The 16,603-nt window shown below is 68.3% G+C and carries 13 protein-coding genes; 8 read left to right on the top strand and 5 right to left on the bottom strand.

The genetic code is table 11. The features are described from left to right. Nucleotides 1-20 precede the first annotated feature (20 nt). Entirely contained in the window at nt 21-878 is an 858-nt protein-coding gene (locus RS85_RS15935) for a hypothetical protein (protein WP_046014443.1), read from the top strand. Nucleotides 879-935: 57 nt separating this feature from the next. On the opposite strand, the gene RS85_RS15930 is transcribed toward RS85_RS15935, so the two are convergent. The 4 genes from RS85_RS15930 to RS85_RS15915 are packed head-to-tail and all read right to left on the bottom strand — an operon-like array spanning nt 936 to nt 4,971. Next, nucleotides 936-1,400: an NUDIX domain-containing protein gene (locus RS85_RS15930; RefSeq protein ID WP_046014442.1), complete on the bottom strand. Its 465-nt coding sequence runs from the start codon at nt 1,398-1,400 to the stop codon at nt 936-938. Between the two features lie 29 nt (nt 1,401-1,429). Next, nucleotides 1,430-2,122, bottom strand: a complete 693-nt coding sequence (locus tag RS85_RS15925) for a nucleotidyltransferase domain-containing protein (RefSeq protein ID WP_046014441.1) — start codon at nt 2,120-2,122, stop codon at nt 1,430-1,432. Between the two features lie 31 nt (nt 2,123-2,153). Next, nucleotides 2,154-3,569, bottom strand: a complete 1,416-nt coding sequence (locus RS85_RS15920; protein ID WP_046014440.1) for an RNB domain-containing ribonuclease — start codon at nt 3,567-3,569, stop codon at nt 2,154-2,156. 34 nt (nt 3,570-3,603) lie between these two features. Next, nucleotides 3,604-4,971, bottom strand: a complete 1,368-nt coding sequence (locus RS85_RS15915; protein ID WP_046014439.1) for an HNH endonuclease signature motif containing protein — start codon at nt 4,969-4,971, stop codon at nt 3,604-3,606. A 151-nt stretch (nt 4,972-5,122) separates the two neighbouring features. Here RS85_RS15915 and RS85_RS15910 point away from each other — a divergent pair, with 151 nt between their 5' ends. The 4 genes from RS85_RS15910 to RS85_RS15895 all read left to right on the top strand — a co-directional run bounded on the left by RS85_RS15910 (nt 5,123) and on the right by RS85_RS15895 (nt 10,879). Next, on the top strand, nt 5,123-5,893 hold the full coding sequence (locus RS85_RS15910) for an isocitrate lyase/PEP mutase family protein (RefSeq protein WP_046014438.1): 771 nt from the start codon (nt 5,123-5,125) through the stop codon (nt 5,891-5,893). Between the two features lie 44 nt (nt 5,894-5,937). Beyond that, nucleotides 5,938-7,692, top strand: coding sequence for a proline--tRNA ligase (locus tag RS85_RS15905; RefSeq protein WP_046014437.1), 1,755 nt, complete (start codon nt 5,938-5,940; stop codon nt 7,690-7,692). Nucleotides 7,693-7,703: 11 nt separating this feature from the next. Continuing rightward, the gene (locus tag RS85_RS15900; RefSeq protein ID WP_046014436.1) at nt 7,704-8,741 is read left to right on the top strand and encodes a TIGR00730 family Rossman fold protein; all 1,038 of its coding nucleotides are present in this window, start codon (nt 7,704-7,706) and stop codon (nt 8,739-8,741) included. Nucleotides 8,742-8,824: 83 nt separating this feature from the next. Further along, the gene (locus RS85_RS15895) at nt 8,825-10,879 is read left to right on the top strand and encodes a PhoX family protein (RefSeq protein ID WP_046014435.1); all 2,055 of its coding nucleotides are present in this window, start codon (nt 8,825-8,827) and stop codon (nt 10,877-10,879) included. A gap of 40 nt (nt 10,880-10,919) precedes the next feature. Here RS85_RS15895 and RS85_RS15890 read toward each other — a convergent pair whose 3' ends face one another. Then, nucleotides 10,920-12,278 (bottom strand): flavin monoamine oxidase family protein, encoded by a 1,359-nt coding sequence (locus tag RS85_RS15890; protein ID WP_082087671.1) that lies wholly within the window; start codon nt 12,276-12,278, stop codon nt 10,920-10,922. Between the two features lie 132 nt (nt 12,279-12,410). On the opposite strand from RS85_RS15890, the gene nusA reads away from it, so the two are divergent. From nusA to infB, 3 genes are all read left to right on the top strand, one after another. Then, entirely contained in the window at nt 12,411-13,397 is a 987-nt protein-coding gene (gene nusA, locus RS85_RS15885) for a transcription termination factor NusA (protein ID WP_046014434.1), read from the top strand. Between the two features lie 59 nt (nt 13,398-13,456). Further along, on the top strand, nt 13,457-13,711 hold the full coding sequence (locus tag RS85_RS19335; protein ID WP_082087659.1) for a YlxR family protein: 255 nt from the start codon (nt 13,457-13,459) through the stop codon (nt 13,709-13,711). 94 nt (nt 13,712-13,805) lie between these two features. Then, nucleotides 13,806-16,565 carry a translation initiation factor IF-2 gene (gene infB / locus RS85_RS15880; RefSeq protein WP_046014433.1) on the top strand — a complete coding sequence of 920 codons (2,760 nt, stop codon included), beginning with the start codon at nt 13,806-13,808 and terminating at the stop codon, nt 16,563-16,565. Nucleotides 16,566-16,603 lie beyond the last annotated feature (38 nt).

The following is a 16,603-nucleotide window of genomic DNA, read 5'->3' as shown; positions in this document are numbered from 1 at the left end:
GCTCGCACGTCCGGAGATCCATGTCGTCCACGATCGTCTCGTTCGCCGATGGCTCCGTGACCGGCGAAGGTGTCGTCACGCGTGTCGAGAGCTCGCCCGAGGGTGCAGTGGTCGTCGTCGACGCCACGCCGTTCCACCCCGTGGACCACACCTGGCCCGACCAGCCCGGCGACTCCGGCGAGCTGGTCTCGGGAGATACGCGTGCTGCGGTCGCCGAGGCGGTCATGGCCGCTTCGAGTGACGAGGGACTTTTCGCCGTGGGCAGTGACATCCCGGCCAAACGCGGTGCCGAGGGATGGACCTGGCTGGTGGCGCACCGGCTCACCACGGAGGCGCCCTACTGGCTCGTTCCCGGGACGACGGTGACACTGTCCGTGGATGCTGCGCGACGCGCCGGGCTCAGCCGCGGGCACACGGCCTGCCACCTCGCGTCTCTCGCGCTCGATCTCGCGGTCGCCGACCTCTGGCGCAAGGATCCCGGCGTCGATGCGCTCGGCAACCCGGACTTCGAGGCGCGCGCGAACCAGTCGAGCCGGATCCACGAAGACGGGGCCGTCGACGAGTATCGCCTGGGCAAGAGCCTTCGCCGTGCCGGTTTCGACACCGAGACCTTCGGTTCGACGCTTGCCGATCGCGAGGAGCGGATCAACTCTCAGCTTGCCGCCTGGGTGGCGTCCGGTGCTGCGAGCCGCATCGAGGCCGAGGGCACGACCATCGTCGGCCGTCGCCGCTGGCACTGCGAGCTTCCCGAGGGCGAGGCCGTGATCCTCTGCGGTGGCACGCACGTGCAGGCGCTGTCCGAGTTCGCGTCGATCTCCGTGGCTCTGGACCTGACCGATCCTCAGCTCCTGGTGATGACGACCACGGCGACTTCCTGACTCCCCGAGCCCACGTCAATGCCGACCGAACCAGCCGGCGACTGCACGCCGGGATCGTCAGCGGGACCGGACCACGTCCTGCAGTATCCGGTCGACCCAGGGCCGTGTCGGGATCAGTGCTGCGTCTGCCTCGGAGAACCATCTCGCTTCCACGAGCTCGTGATCGGCGAACGAGATCTCGGCCATGGGCGGCAGCTCGCACTCGTATGCGATCGTCACGTAACTCACACGATCGCCGTTCGGGTACTCGGTGACGAGGTCGGCGCCTCCGTAGGCCCCGACGATGCGCCGGACGACGACGGAGTCGAGGCCGAGCTCTTCCGCGATCTCACGGGCGACAGCATCCTGCGGCTCTTCACCCGGTTCGACACCGCCGCCGACCAGCCCCCAGAGTTCGGAGCCGCGCTGACGGACCAGGAGGAAGCGGTCTCCGTTTCGGATGATCGCCGTCACGCCGGGCAGCAGCAGGAGATCGTGCCCCACGCGGGCACGGAGGTCACGCACGTACGGCGACATCGGCATCCGTCGAGCCTAGGTCAGGAGTGCTGCGGTCAGCGCACGAATCCGGCCTGCACTCGTCCACCGGCGCGCGCGAGCTCTTCGTCTGCGCGCTCTGCGAACGCGCCAAGGTCGCCGCTCAGCAGCGGAGCGCTGAGGGCCTCCGCGCGAACCTGGTCGAATCCGCGGAGATGGCGGGGCAGCCACTTACCGGCGCCGACCCAGCGGTGATTCTCGAGAAGCATCAGTTCGGCGACCTTCTCGAAGACGAGGGCTGCCAGCACACGCTGTTCGAGCGGGTCGGTCGCATCGCGCAGATCGTCGATGAGGTCGGTGATCACGTAGCGGCGGAAAGCGGATTCACTGTGGTCGAGTGTCGGTCCGGCGGCCAAGATCGGTTCCCAACGTTCACGCAGCTGTTCGAGCGCAGCGTCGTGGCGGATCGTGATTCCTTCGATGAGCATCTGGACAATCACCGGGCGGCACTGATTCACGCTCCGCTGAGCCCATTCGTCGAAGCCGGCGGGAGTGTAGGCGAACACCTCGAAGATCTCGCCCTCGAACCCGTAGGTGGCTGCTTCACTCGTCTTCCCCGGATCCTCGAACAGCGACTCGCCGATGAGCAGGAGGTCGATGTCGCTGGTCGGGGTTCGTGCTCCCCGGGCGGTGCTCCCGGCGACGATGGCGATCGAGGCGCGGTGGTAGCTCTCGGCGATGAATCGCTCTGCGACGTCAGTATGTTCCACGCCGTCAGCGTAGTCGGACGCTGCAGTCCGTTCAGATGGCGAATTCGACCTCGCCGCGTGCGATGTCCGCGCGGATCACGCGGAGCCTGACTACATCGCCGGGCTTGGCGCCCGGAGGAACCTGGGTCGTCGATGTCACCGCCGGTTCGGCGATCTGCACGGACGCCCGGTCGCCGCGCAACTCGATGACGGTCGCCTCGATCTCGGTCCCGAGCAGAGGTGTCAGCAACGCCGCCTCGACGCAGTTGACGGTCGCTGAGTTCAGTCGGGAAGACCGCTGTGCGGATTCCTGCATGAGCGCGGGCAGCTGATCGAGGGATTCGCGGACCCATCGCGGGACCTCGCGGCCGGTGGAGACGGCGAGACAGATCGCGAGCACCCAGCGATCGACGAGACGTCGCAGCGGTGCGGTGGCGTGAGCATAGGGGGCGGCGATCGCCGCCTGGATCGCGTCTTCCGGAGCCTCGCCGTCGAACGTGACGTAGCCAGCGCCTCGGAAGAGTGAGGCGGCGGCCTGCAGGACGGGAAGCGCGAGAGGGTCGGTCCGGTCGAGTCCGCGGAGGTATTCGCCGTAGTCTCCTGTCGTCCACGGACGGCCGAGAGCCTCGGTCTGGTGCCGGAACGCGTCGAAGGCAGCGGCGTCGGGTCTTGGCATGGTGCGCAGGATGCCGACGCTCGCGTCGATCATGAGCGATGCGGCGGCCATCCCGGTCATCAGCGAGAGCTGGGCGTTCCACTCCTCCACGGGGAGCGGACTCGCCCGCTCGATGTCGTAGGAACCGTCGGCGTTTCGGATGACCTCTTCATCGGGCAGGTTGAGGCTCGCGCCGCCGCGCAGGCGCTCCTGCTCTATACGCAGCGCGCCGATCTCGGGGAGTAGTGACGCCGGCCCTTCCTCGCCCCGGTCGATCGCCTGCTGCGTGGAGACGTAGTCGAGCTGGGCGCGCGAGCGGATCAGGGCACGCTCCAACCGGGAATCAGAGACCGCACCCTCGGCATCCAACGCGAAGGTCCACACCAGGGCCGGCCGGTCGACGTCCGGAAGAAGAGAGGCCCGGTCTTCGCTGAGCACCGGCGGATGCAGCGGAATCCGGCCGTCGGCGGCGTACAGCGTCTGCCCGCGGCGGCGGGCTTCCAGGTCTACGGCGCCGCCGGGCGTGACGAACGCGGGCACGTCGGCGATCGCGTACCGCACCGTGTACCCGTCACCGGTTCTCTCGAGGTGGAACGCCTGGTCGAGGTCGCGGGAGCCGACGGGGTCGAGTGTGGCGAACGGGATGTCGCGCAGATCGAGGTCGGGAACGGCGGCCGCCGATGCTTCGGCTTCGGCGAGGACCTCGGCCGGGAACTCGGCCGGTGCGTCGAGCGACTCCCGGAGTGCGGCAAGGGCGGCGGCCAGCTCGGTCTGTGCGGCGGACGGGGCGACGTGCGATCGGCGCTGAGGCATGACTCCACACTAGGTCGGCCGGCGCGCGGACGCGTCAGAAGGGTGGTGGGGTGTCGTCTTCGGTGAAGGTGACGGTGTTCTGGGGCGGGGGCTTGTCGATGTAGGTCTGTCCGGTGGGGCTGGTCCAGGCGTACAGCCCGTCGGCGAGGGGTTCGACGTGCCAGGGGCTGTGGTGTTTGAGGGTGTGGTGTCGTCGGCAGAGGTGCCCGAGGTTGGTGTCGGTCGTGGGTCCGCCGTGGGCGGCGTCGTGGTGATGGTCGATGTCGCAATCCGATGGTAGGTAGCCGCAGGTCGGGAATCGGCAGCGCTGGTCCCGGGCTCTCAGGTGGCGTTTGAGGTCGGAGCTGGGCCGGTAGCGGTCGACGGCGAGGAGCGCACCGGTGATGGGGTGGGTGAGGATGCGGTCCCATCCGGATGCCGCGCCCGCGAGCCTTCGCGCGGTGTCCGGGTCGATCGGGATGCACCCGTCGAGCTCCGCGGGGATTGCGCTCCGGCCCATCAGGGTCGTGACGGGGACGGTGATCGAGACCTGACCGGTGATCGAGGCGAGCAGCCCGGCGTCGGTGCCGTGTCCGGCGGGGGCGCCGGTGAGGAACAGGTCGAGGGCGAGGTCCGCCCGGATCTGTCCGAGCGTGCGCGAATCAGCGCATCCCGCACCCGACCGTCGAGAGTTCGGCGCCGCATCCGCGGCCGGACCGAACGCACTCTCGCGTGAGTCCGTGCCTGCCGCATCCGCCCCAGGCCCGCCAGGACCCGACTGGCCGTGCACGGTCTTCGCCATCTGTGTGATCCGGTCGAACGCCCCATGAACGAGCGCGGCGGGGCCGCGCATGCCGAGCTCGGCCATCCCGTCGGCGAGGTCCTTCACCCACACGCCTCGGGTCTTCCGGGCATCCTTGTGCCGGTCTTCGATAGAGCGTGACTGGAAACGTTCCGCGACCCGGCGGGCGCGTCGGGCGACCCGGTTCGCGGACTCGGTCTCGGCGAACCCGATCAGCTCTGCCGAGTACGCGTCCCGGTCCGCCGAATCCTCCAGGTGCTCCCCGGCGTCGCAGATCACCCGGGCATGCCCAGCACTGATCCGCCCGGCGCCCTGCGCCTGCCACACCAGCGGAAACCGTTCCACCAGGAAGGCCGCATCCGTCATCCGACGCTGCACCGTGCGATCCGACACTCGCAGCGCGGTCGCGAACTCCGCGGCGACCGTCCGCAATGCCAGCTCCGCCTCACCACGCGAATCGGCCTGCTCGGCGACCTCGCCTGCCAAACGCGACCCGACCGCGAAGATCCCGTCCCGCACCGCTTGCATGCTGCTGATGGTGCGCTCGACCTCGACGAGCATCTCGGTGACCGCAACCAGCGCCCTCACCTGCTCGATCGTCGCGTCCGCCAACCTCGTCATACCCTCACTCAACCAGGAGCCACCGACATTCAAACCCGCAGATCAGACGGTCAAAACGATATGCCGGAATACGTGCCGCGCGTTTCTTATCATGACCCATTCGGTCGCCCGCACCGGCCCCGATGTCGACGTCCCGGGTTAGCGTGGAGTCATGACCACTGCTGCCAAAGCCCAGACCCTCGTCGGACTCTATGATGCTTCGGAGATCCTCCGTGTCGTGAACGTGTGGGACGTCGTCGGCGCCCGTGCGGTCGCCGCTCTTCCCGAGACGAAGGCGATCGCGACAGCCGGCCACGGAATCGCCGCATCCTTCGGGTACGACGACGGTGCGACGCCGCGCGACCTCATGATCGACATGGTCGGGCGCATCGCGGCATCCGTCCAGGTGCCGGTCACCGCCGATCTGGACGACGGATACGGCGACGCGGGGGAGACCACCCGCCTCGCGATCGGCGTCGGCGTCGTCGGCGCGAACGTCGAGGACCGCCTCAAGCCGTTCGATGAGTCGGTCGCCGCGGTCGAGGCGATCGTGAAGGCGGCCGAGGCCGAGGGAGTGCCCTTCGCGCTGAACGCCCGCACCGACGCGTTCGTACGGGCCGGGCACCGTCCCGTGCAGGAGAGCATCGCCGATGCCATCCAGCGCGGACGTGCCTACCTCGACGCCGGTGCGACCGCGGTGTTCGTGCCCGGCCTTCTCGACGCGAACGTCACGCGCCAGCTGGTCGAAGGAATCGGTGAGCGCAAGGTCAGCGTGATCGGCGTCCCGGGAGCGCTCGCGGCGTCCGACTACGAGAAGCTCGGCGTGGCACGCATCTCGTACGGTCCGCTCCCGCAGCGGGTCGCGCTCACGGCCCTGCAGGAGCTCGCGGCGAGCCTGTACGCCGGGGGAGTCGTCCCCTCGGGGCTGCCGGCGCTCAACTGACTCCGTCGATGAGACGGGTGACCGCGGCTCACTAGACTTGCTCCGTGGTCACTCGTCTCTCGAAATTCTTCCTCCGCACGCTCCGTGAAGACCCTGCCGATGCAGAGGTAGCCAGCCACCGTTGGCTCGTCCGCGCCGGCTACATCCGTCGCGCCGCCCCGGGAGTGTTCACCTGGCTGCCACTGGGCCTCAAGGTGAAGGCGAAGATCGAGGCGATCATCCGTGCCGAGATGACGGCGGCAGGCGCGCAGGAGGTTCATTTCCCGGCTCTGCTGCCGCGTGACCCGTACGAGGCGTCCGGCCGCTGGGAATCGTACGGCGACGGCATTTTCCGCTTGCAGGATCGCAAGGGAGCCGACTACCTTCTCGCGCCGACGCACGAGGAGATGTTCACCCTCCTCGTGAAGGACCTGTACTCCTCCTACAAGGATCTGCCGCTGACGATCTATCAGATCCAGGACAAGTACCGCGACGAGGCGCGCCCGCGTGCCGGCCTGCTCCGCGGACGCGAGTTCACGATGAAGGATGCCTATTCCTTCGACGCCTCGGATGCCGGTCTGGAGACCAGCTATCAGGAGCAGCGCGACGCCTACGAGCGCATCTTCCAGCGCCTCGGCCTGGAGTACGTGATCGTGAACGCCGACAACGGGCTCATGGGTGGCGCGCGCAGCGAGGAGTTCCTGCACCCGACCCCCGTGGGTGAAGACACCTTCGTGCGGAGCGCCGGTGGATACGCCGCCAACGTCGAAGCGTTCACGACCGCGGTGGCCGACGCGATCCCGTTCGACGCGGATGCCGCGCCCGTCGTCTTCGACTCGCCCGACACCCCGACGATCGAGACGCTCGTCGCGCACAGCAACGCGCACCTGGACGGCGAGTACACAGCCGCCGACACTCTCAAGAACGTCGTGCTCGCGCTCACCCATCTCGACGGCACTCGCGAACTGGTCGCCGTCGGCATCCCCGGCGACCGCGAGGTCGACGAGAAGCGCGCCGAGGTCGCATTCGCGCCGGCCGATGTCTCCACGGCCACGGACGACGACTTCGAGAACAACCCGCTGCTGGTCAAGGGGTACATCGGACCCTGGTCGCCGACCGGCGCGGTTCTGGGCGAGGAGTCGGCCACCGGCATCCGCTATCTCGTCGACCCGCGCGTGAGCGACGGGACCAGCTGGATCACGGGCGCCAACATCGACCAGAAGCACGCGCACTCGGTCGTCGCCGGACGCGACTTCTTCGCCGACGGGGTCGTCGAGATCGCGAACGTGCGCGCCGGCGACCCGGCACCCGACGGCTCCGGTGCCGTCGAGCTCGCGCGCGGTATGGAGATCGGTCACGTCTTCCAGCTCGGCCGCTTCTTCGCCGAGACGCTCGGACTGAAGGTCCTCAACGAGAACGGCAAGCTCGTCACGGTCACCATGGGTTCGTACGGCATCGGCGTGACCCGCATCCTCGCGATCATCGCCGAGCTCAACAACGATGCGAAGGGCCTGATCTGGCCGGCATCCGTCGCGCCGTTCGACGTGCACGTCGTCGCAGCGGGTCGCGACCAGGTCGCGTTCGACGTGGCGGAGTCGCTGTCGGCTCAGCTGGAGACTGCCGGTCTCGACGTGCTCTACGACGATCGCGCCAAGGTGTCGCCCGGCGTGAAGTTCGGAGACGCAGAGATCGTCGGGGTGCCGCAGATCGTCATCGTCGGTCGCGGCGCGGCTGACGGACAGGTCGAGCTCTGGGATCGCCGCACCGGAGAGCGTGACGCGCTCTCGGTCGACGATGCGATCGCGCGGCTCGCGAGCTGATCGGGAGCGGCATGACCGACCAACCCATCCCCGAACCGTTGACCGCCGAGATCGAGGCACTTCTCGACGACGCGGGGGTGCATGACGACCGCAGGCTCGTGATGCGGATGATCCGCACCGCGATCGGACTCGGCGAGGATGACGCGGATCGGCTGGACCTGAAGATCGCCTCGGCCGCACTCGCGGAGATGCGCGACGCCTTCCGCCTGTTCGCGCCGTTCCGCGGCGTGCCCAAGGTCAGCGTGTTCGGATCGGCGCGCACCCGGCAGGATGATCCGCTCTACCTCCAGGCGCGCGACATCGCTGCCGCGCTGGCCGCAGACGGATGGATGGTCGTCACCGGCGCGGGGCCCGGAATCATGCAGGCGGCTGCGGAAGGCGCGGGACCCGAGCTCTCACTCGGCGTCTCGATCCGGCTGCCGTTCGAAGAGAAGGCGAACAGTCTCGTAACCGGCCAGGGGCAGGTCGTGGCGATGAAGTACTTCTTCACGCGCAAGCTGATGCTGGTGAAGGAATCCTCGGGGTTCATCTGCCTGCCCGGCGGTTTCGGCACCCTCGACGAGATGTTCGAACTGCTCACGCTTCAGCAGACGGGGAAGGCGGAGCCGACGCCGATCGTCCTCCTCGATCAGCCCGGCGGCACGTTCTGGCAGGGGCTTCAGCGCTACATCGACGACACGCTCGAGCCGATGGGTGTCATCTCACCCGGCGACTTCGACCGCGTCGTCGTCACCGACTCCGTGGAGAAGGCGCGGGCTGAGATCGCCGGATTCTGGCACAACTACGACTCCCTGCGGTGGATCGGCGACACGCTCGTGCTGCGTCTGCGTAACGAGCCGACGGATGCCGAGATCGAATCGCTCAACGAGAAGCTCGCTCCGATGCTGGCGTCCGGTCGCATCGAGCGCACGGCGCCGCGACGCCCCGAGGTCGCCGACGACGACGTGCTCCACCTGCCGCGCCTGATGCTGCACCTGGATCAGCGGCAGGTCGGCAACCTGTTCCGGCTCGTCAGGGCGATCAACGACCTGCCGTCCGCACTGCGCTGAACTGACGGTTCAACGGACGTTCACCCGTGCGCAACCTCTGTCGACGAAGCTGACCCGCGCAGCATCCCGACGAGGAGGACCCGATGACTCTGGCAGGCGACATCCGACGACCGCTTCCGATGGCGGACCACGTGAGAGGCAAGCGCTCCGCGCTCACCTGCGAACTCAAGTGCGCCAACGCGTGCCTCGGCCCCGAGTGCAACACGTCGGCCAACGAGGACTTCCGATCGATCGCAAGTGCCGTGTTCTCTCGACGCGCACTGCTGGGCCTGGGTGCGGCGGCGGCCGTGGCGCTGGTCGCCGGAGCCGGCCGGGAAGCCCCGATCTCCACGCCCGGTGCGTCTGCCGCCGGCGATCTCGGTGTCGCGTTCGGCAAGCCGGGCACCGCAGGGCTGTCATTCCAGGCGATCGCCCCGGTTCCGGCCCAGGTGGACGCGCTCACGGTCCCCCAGGGTTTCACCTGGAAGCCGATCATCCGCTGGGGCGACCCGCTGTTCTCGCGAACCCCCGCGTTCGCCCTCGACCGCCAGACGCCGGAGGCGCAGGCGGAGCAGTTCGGCTACAACTGCGACTACCTCGACATCGTCGCGGACCCGAGCGGCAAGGCCGGCGTGCTCGTCAACAATCACGAGTACGTCAACCCCGGAATCATGTTCCCCGACACCACGGATGCCGCCGAGCTGCGCCGGCGCGGCGACATCTACAAGGCCGCACAGGGCATGTCGGTGTTGGAACTCCGCCGCCGCAAGGTCGGCGAGCCGTGGTCGTATGTCGTGGACGGGCGCCGCAACCGTCGCATCACGGTCGAGACCGTCTTCGAGCTGACGGGTCCGGCCGCCGGGTCCGACCTCGTCAAGACGGCCGCAGACCCCGACGGCCGGTGGGTGCACGGCACACTGGGAAACTGTGCCGGAGGAACCACGCCGTGGGGCACGATCCTCTCCGGTGAGGAGAACTTCCCGGGCTACTTCGCCTGGGCGGCGGACACCGCAGAGCAGAAGCGGTACAGCGGTACCAGCACGACGTCGACGTCGACCGGGTGGGAGAAGTACGACCCGCGCTTCGATGCGCACAACCCGGACTACGTCAACGAGCCCAACCGGTTCGGCTACATCGTCGAGATCGACCCGCAGGATCCCGAATCGACTCCGCGCAAGCACACCGCCATGGGACGATTCAAGCATGAGGGCGCCAACGTCCGCGTCGGCGAGGACGGCCGGGTGGTCGCGTACATGGGCGATGACGAGCGCAACGACTACCTCTACAAGTTCGTGTCGAAGAACCGCATCTCCGGATCGCGGAAGAAGAACCTCACGCTGCTGAGCGAGGGCGACCTCTTCGTCGCGAAGTTCACGGGTGACTCGCCGATCGATGAGATCACGGGCACGGGTGCGCTGCCGTCAGACGGCGCCTTCGACGGCACAGGGTCGTGGGTGCCGCTGACGCGGAACGGCGAGAGCATCGTGCCCGGATTCACGACCGAGCAGGTGCTCGTGTACACGCGGCTGGCAGCGGATGCCGTCGGCGCCACCAAGATGGATCGCCCGGAGGACGTGGAGCCGAGCCCCGTCACGGGCAAGGTGTACGTCGCGCTGACGAACAACTCTCAGCGTCGTGCGGTCGACGAGGCGAACCCCGTCACCGGCAACCGCTACGGACACGTCATCGAGCTCACCGAGACGGCAGGGCAGAGCGGCACGACCTTCGGGTGGAGCATCCTGCTGCTGTGCGGCGACCCGGCCACTTTCGGTGGGGCGTACTTCGCGGGATTCCCCAAAGAGCAGGTCTCACCGATCTCCTGCCCCGACAACGTCGCGTTCGACTCCGAGGGCAACCTCTGGATCTCCACCGACGGCGCCCCCGGCACCATCGGCTATGCCGACGGTCTCTTCAAGGTGCCGCTCACCGGGAGCGAGCGCGGTCATGTCCAGCAGTTCCTGGCGGTGCCGCGGGAGGCCGAGACCTGCGGTCCGGTCATCCACGACAAGGAAGGGCTGGTGTTCGTCGCCGTACAGCACCCGGGCGAGGACGGCACATTCGCCGCCCCGAACTCGCTGTTCCCGGACTACGGTTCGAGCGCCCCCGGCGACGTCGCGACCGCGCCCCGGCCGTCGGTCGTGCAGGCCTACCGCGGTTGAGCGCGCCGCCGCAGGCGGGGCGCGTTCGATGAGCGGATGCTCAGGCGCGGGGGGCGTCCGCCTCCCGCGCCCGTATCCCCGCCGCGAAAGCGACGAGGTCGACGGCACGGCCCAGGATGCGCTCGGCGGCACGGTGTCCGGAGTAGTAGGCGGCGCCCACCGTCGCGGGCTCCTCGCCCCAGGTGGCTTCCCCGGCGAGATGCAGCACGCCGTCCACCGGACCCGCGAGTTCGTCGTGGTCGTGGTGGGAGGATCCGACGGCGAGGTGCGAGTACGAACCGCGCGAGAAGTCGTCCTCCCCCCAGTGCGTGACCCAGTGAGCGACCGGGTCGCCGACCGCGTCTCCGTAGAGAGACCGCAGCGAGCGGACCACGTCGGCGACCACATCCTCGTCGGCGAGCTCCTGCATGTGACGCCCGAACGGCCCGGCGGCGAACGTCAGCAGCGTGGGGATGCCGCTCACGGCCGAGACGTCATACCAGGAGTGCCAGTGCTCGCCCGCCTCGCCGAGTGCCCGTATGACGTAGGTTCCCTCATCCCAGAAGCGCCGTGGGAACTGCAGGAAGATCTTGTTGAACACGCCCATGCCAAGACGTTCGATGGGGCCGGTGACGGCGTCCGGCAGAGCCGGCTCGAAGGCGATCGCCCTGGCTTTGAGCACCCCCAGGGACACCGTGACGACGACGTGGTCTGCTGCGAACACCCCGACGGCGGTGTCGACGACGACCCCGTCCGGGGACCGGACGACCCGCGTGACCGCATGGCCCAGGCGGATGTCGAGTCCCTGCGCGATGCGGCGAGGCAACTCGTCGTATCCGCGGGGGAAGATCACCTCGTCTCCGTCGATCGCGTCCTCATCCAGGCCGTGCGCGTCGAGATCTCCGATCCAGGCGCCGCACTGCTCCTCGACCCGATGCCGGAAGAACTCCCGCACGTCGTCGATGCGCTCCGGAGAGAGCGCAGATCGGTCCAGGGCGCGCTCCGTCACGTCGAGGTAGGTGTCGCCGGGGGAGGAAGTGCTGATCTCCTCGGCGAGCAGGCGCTCGGCGTGCTCGACATCGGCGATCCAGCCGGCAGTCGCCGCGGCATCCATCGCATTCCCGTCACCGTCGAAATTCTCGATCGGCCGGCCCCCGACCTGGAAGCTGCCGACCGTGTACTCCAGGGTCGGGATGTCGAGGGCCTGCACGAGATCCCAGAGGGGCGAGCCGTCGATGCCGTGCACCCAGGAGGCGCCGCGGTCGACGGGGAAGCCGGCCGCGCGGTCGGAGTGCATCCGGCCGCCGATGCGGTCGCGCGCCTCCAGGACGAGCACGTTCCGGCCGGCGTCCACCAGCATCCTGGCGGTCGTGAGGCCTGACATGCCGGCCCCGATCACGATGGTGTCGAACGTGTTCACGTGGTCCTCCTGCGGCGACTCCGTCGTGGCTGCGCGGCTGCCGCCGTGGCAGCGGGCGCGGATCACAGGGTATCGTGGTACGGATGTCGCGCGTGTGAACAGGCGCGACGAGAGCTGAATAGGGAGGCCGTCATGGACATCGAACTGAGTCTGCTGCGAGGCATCGAGAAGGAGAAGGCGATTCCCTTCGAGGAGCTCGTCTCGATCATCGAGCAGGCGATCATGACCGCCTACTCCAAGCATGTCGCCGTGGACGGCGACGCGCCCGAGGGCGTGCGTGTCGAACTCGATCGCAAGAGCGGTCACGTCGCCGTGCTCCAGGTCGTCAGAGACGAAGAGGGCGCCATCATCGGCGAAGAGGACGCGACGCCGGACGACTTCGGTCGCATCGCCGCGTTCGCGGCCAAGCAGGTCATCAGCCAGCGTCTGCGCGACATCGCGGACGACGTCGTGCTGGGCGACTTCAAGGACAAGGAAGGCGACATCGTCGCCGGCGTGATCCAGCAGGGGCCCAACCCCCGCATGATCCACGTCGACCTCGGCGCCGTCGAGGCCATCCTCCCGCCCGAGGAGCAGGTACCCGGGGAGGTGTACGCGCACGGCTCCCGCCTGCGCGTCTACGTCACGAGCGTGGCCAAGGGCCTCAAGGGGCCGCAGATCACCGTCTCGCGCACGCACCCCGGTCTCGTCCGCCGGCTCTTCGCCCTCGAGGTTCCCGAGATCGCCGCCGGTCTCGTCGAGATCGTCTCACTCGCTCGCGAGGCGGGCCACCGCACGAAGATCGCGGTGAAGGCCAACGACCCCTCGATCAACGCGAAGGGCGCCTGCATCGGCGAGATGGGACGCCGCGTCCGGGCCGTCACGGAAGAGCTGGCCGGCGAGAAGATCGACATCGTCGATCACGACCCGGATCTCGCGACGTTCGTCGCCCATGCCCTGTCGCCGGCGAAGGTGACGAGCGCCTTCGTCCTCGACGCGGGAACCAAAGCCGTCCGTGCTCTCGTGCCGGATTACCAGCTGTCCCTCGCGATCGGCAAGGAGGGGCAGAATGCCCGCCTGGCCGCCAAGCTCACCGGGGCGAAGATCGACATCCAGCCCGACAGCGTCCTGGACGACTGATCGCATCCGCCTCTCGACTCTCCGAGCGGGAGCGAGGGGCGGGGGAACGCAGGTGTAAGATGGAACCCGTACGAACGTGCGTCGGCTGTCGCATGCGTGCTTCCCGCTCCGCTCTTCTCAGAGTGGTGTCCCAGAACAACGTGCTCATCATCGATGAGCGTGCTGTCCTGCCGGGGAGGGGCGCATGGGTGCATCCGACAGAGGAATGCATGGATGCCGCTCTGCGGCGTCGCGCATTCGGACGAGCACTGCGCGTGCCCACTCAGCTGGACACGCGGAACTTCGAACAGCACCCACCAAGAAACAAAGGCTGAACAGCTATGGAAACAAAGTGAACGGCTCGAAATGAGACCCGTCCGCGACTAGTGGTCTGCCCTGTCTGGGTGGACCGACTCAGACAGGAGAATTGTGGCTGGTAAACCACGCGTACATGAGATCGCCGCCGAACTCGGCGTCGACAGCAAGGTCGCTCTTGCAAAGCTCAAAGAACTCGGCGAGTTCGTGAAGAGCCCGTCTTCGACCATCGAACCGCCGGTGGCGCGCAAGCTGCGCGCGGCGATCGAGGCCGACGGCTCCCTCAAGACCGGTGCGGATGCCGCACCTGCGGCGAAGGCTGCGGCGAAGCCCGCCGCCAAGCCCGCTGCCAAGCAGGCGCCGACCCCGGGCCCCAAGCCCGGCCCGAAGCCCGCTCCGGAGCCTGCTCCCGAGCCCGAGGCTCCGGCCGCGCCTGCACCGGCGCCGGCAGCAGAGGCTCCGGCCGCGTCGGCCGAGCCGACGGCAGAGAAGTCCGCCGAGGGTGGTGCACCGAAGCCCGGTGCCCCGCGCCCCGGCAACAACCCGTTCTCCTCCGCGCAGGGGATGGGCCAGCGTCCGGCGGGTCCCCGCCCGGGCAACAACCCCTTCGCTTCCGCGCAGGGCATGGGCCAGCGTCCGAGCCCGACGCCGGGTAACATCCCGCGTCCGCAGGCACCTCGCCCCGGCGCTCCGCGTCCGGGCGCTCCGCGTCCTGGTGGTCCCGGCCGTCCCGGCGGCGCAGGTCGTCCCGGTGGCGGCGGCCGTCCCGGCGGCGCACCGTTCCAGCAGCGTCCCGGCGGCCCTGGCCGTCCCGGCGGCGCCGGTGGACCCGGTGGAGCAGGTGGCCCCGGTGCACGTCCCGGCGGCGGCGGCGGTTTCGCCGGTCGTCCCGGTGTCGGCGGTCGTGGCCGTGGTCCCGGTGGAGGTACCGCAGGTGCCTTCGGCAAGGGCGGCGGCAAGAGCAAGCAGCGCAAGTCGCGGCGGGCGAAGCGTCAAGAGTTCGAGATGCGGAGTGCTCCGGTCGTCGGTGGCGTCAACGTCACCCGCGGCAACGGGGAGATCATCCGCATGCGTCGCGGCGCGTCCATCGCGGACTTCGCCGACAAGATCGAGACGCTGACCGGCTACACCGTGCAGCCGGGAACCCTCGTCACGATCCTCTTCAACCTGGGCGAGATGGCGACAGCCACCGAGTCGCTGGATGAGGCGACGTTCGAGGTCCTCGGCGAGGAGCTGGGCTACAAGATCCAGATGGTCTCGCCCGAGGACGAGGACAAGGAGCTCCTCGAGGGCTTCGGTCTCAACCTCGATCAGGAGCTGGAGGAGGAGAGCCAGGACGACCTCGAGATCCGTCCGCCGGTCGTCACCGTCATGGGTCACGTCGACCACGGTAAGACCCGTCTTCTCGACGCGATCCGTCAGACCAACGTCATCGAGGGCGAAGCCGGTGGCATCACGCAGCACATCGGTGCGTACCAGGTGTGGACCGAGCACGAGAACATCGAGCGCGCCATCACCTTCATCGACACCCCCGGTCACGAGGCGTTCACCGCCATGCGTGCCCGTGGTGCGCAGGTCACCGATCTCGCGATCCTCGTGGTCGCGGCTGACGACGGCATCATGCCGCAGACGGTCGAGGCGCTCAACCACGCCCAGGCGGCGAACGTGCCGATCGTGGTCGCGGTCAACAAGGTCGACAAGCCCGATGCCAACCCGTCCAAGGTGCGCCAGCAGCTCACCGAGTACGGTCTGGTCGCCGAGGAGTTCGGTGGAGACGTCATGTTCGTCGATGTGTCGGCACGTGCCGGCACCGGCATCCAGGAACTCCTGGACGCGGTGCTGCTCACGGCAGACGCAGGTCTCGACCTGACGGCCAACCCGAACAAGGCCGCTCGCGGTGTCGCCATCGAGGCGAAGCTCGACAAGGGTCGCGGTTCGATCGCGACGGTGCTGATCCAGTCCGGAACGCTCCGGATCGGTGACGCGATCGTCGCAGGCACGGCTTACGGTCGTGTGCGGGCGATGGCCGACGAGAACGGCGACGCCGTCCTCGAGGCCTACCCGTCGCGTCCGGTGCAGGTGCAGGGTCTCAACTCCGTGCCCCGTGCAGGCGACGTCTTCATCGTCACCGAGGAAGACCGCATGGCGCGCCAGATCGCTGAGAAGCGTGAAGCCGTCGAGCGCAACGCCCAGCTGGCCAAGGCCCGCAAGCGCATCTCGCTCGAGGACTTCACCCGTGCTCTCCAGGAGGGCAAGGTCGAGTCGCTCAACCTCATCATCAAGGGCGACGTGTCCGGTGCCGTCGAGGCGCTGGAGGAGTCGCTCCTCAAGATCGAGGTCGATGACTCGGTGCAGCTGCGCATCATCCACCGCGGTGTCGGTGCGATCACAGAGTCTGATGTGAACCTGGCGACGATCGACAACGCGATCATCGTCGGATTCAACGTGCGTCCCGACACGAAGGCGCGTGAGCGCGCTCAGCGTGAGGGCGTCGACATCCGGTTCTACTCGGTGATCTACAACGCCATCGATGAGGTCGAGAGCTCGCTCAAGGGCATGCTCAAGCCGGAGTACGAAGAGGTCCAGTCGGGCGTCGCCGAGATCCGCGAGGTGTTCCGCTCCTCCAAGTTCGGCAACATCGCCGGTGTCATCGTGCGCTCGGGAACGATCACGCGAAACGCCAAGGCACGTGTCATCCGGGATGGCGTCGTCGTCGGCGATGCCCTCGCCATCGAGTCGCTGCGTCGATTCAAGGATGACGTCACCGAGGTCCGCACGGACTACGAGGCCGGTATCGGTCTCGGCAAGTTCAACGACATCCAGATCGGCGACGAGATCGAGACGATCGAACTCGTCGAGAAGCCTCGCGGCTGATCAGCATCTCCGGTCGTTGAGCGAGAAGCGAAGCGACG

Origin of the sequence: Microbacterium sp. SA39, from assembly GCF_000967865.1 — a bacterium.
In the GTDB taxonomy this organism is placed as follows: Bacteria; Actinomycetota; Actinomycetes; order Actinomycetales; family Microbacteriaceae; genus Microbacterium.
The sequence above is the reverse complement of the archived record's forward strand: the minus strand, read 5'-3'. Positions and strand labels throughout refer to the sequence as shown.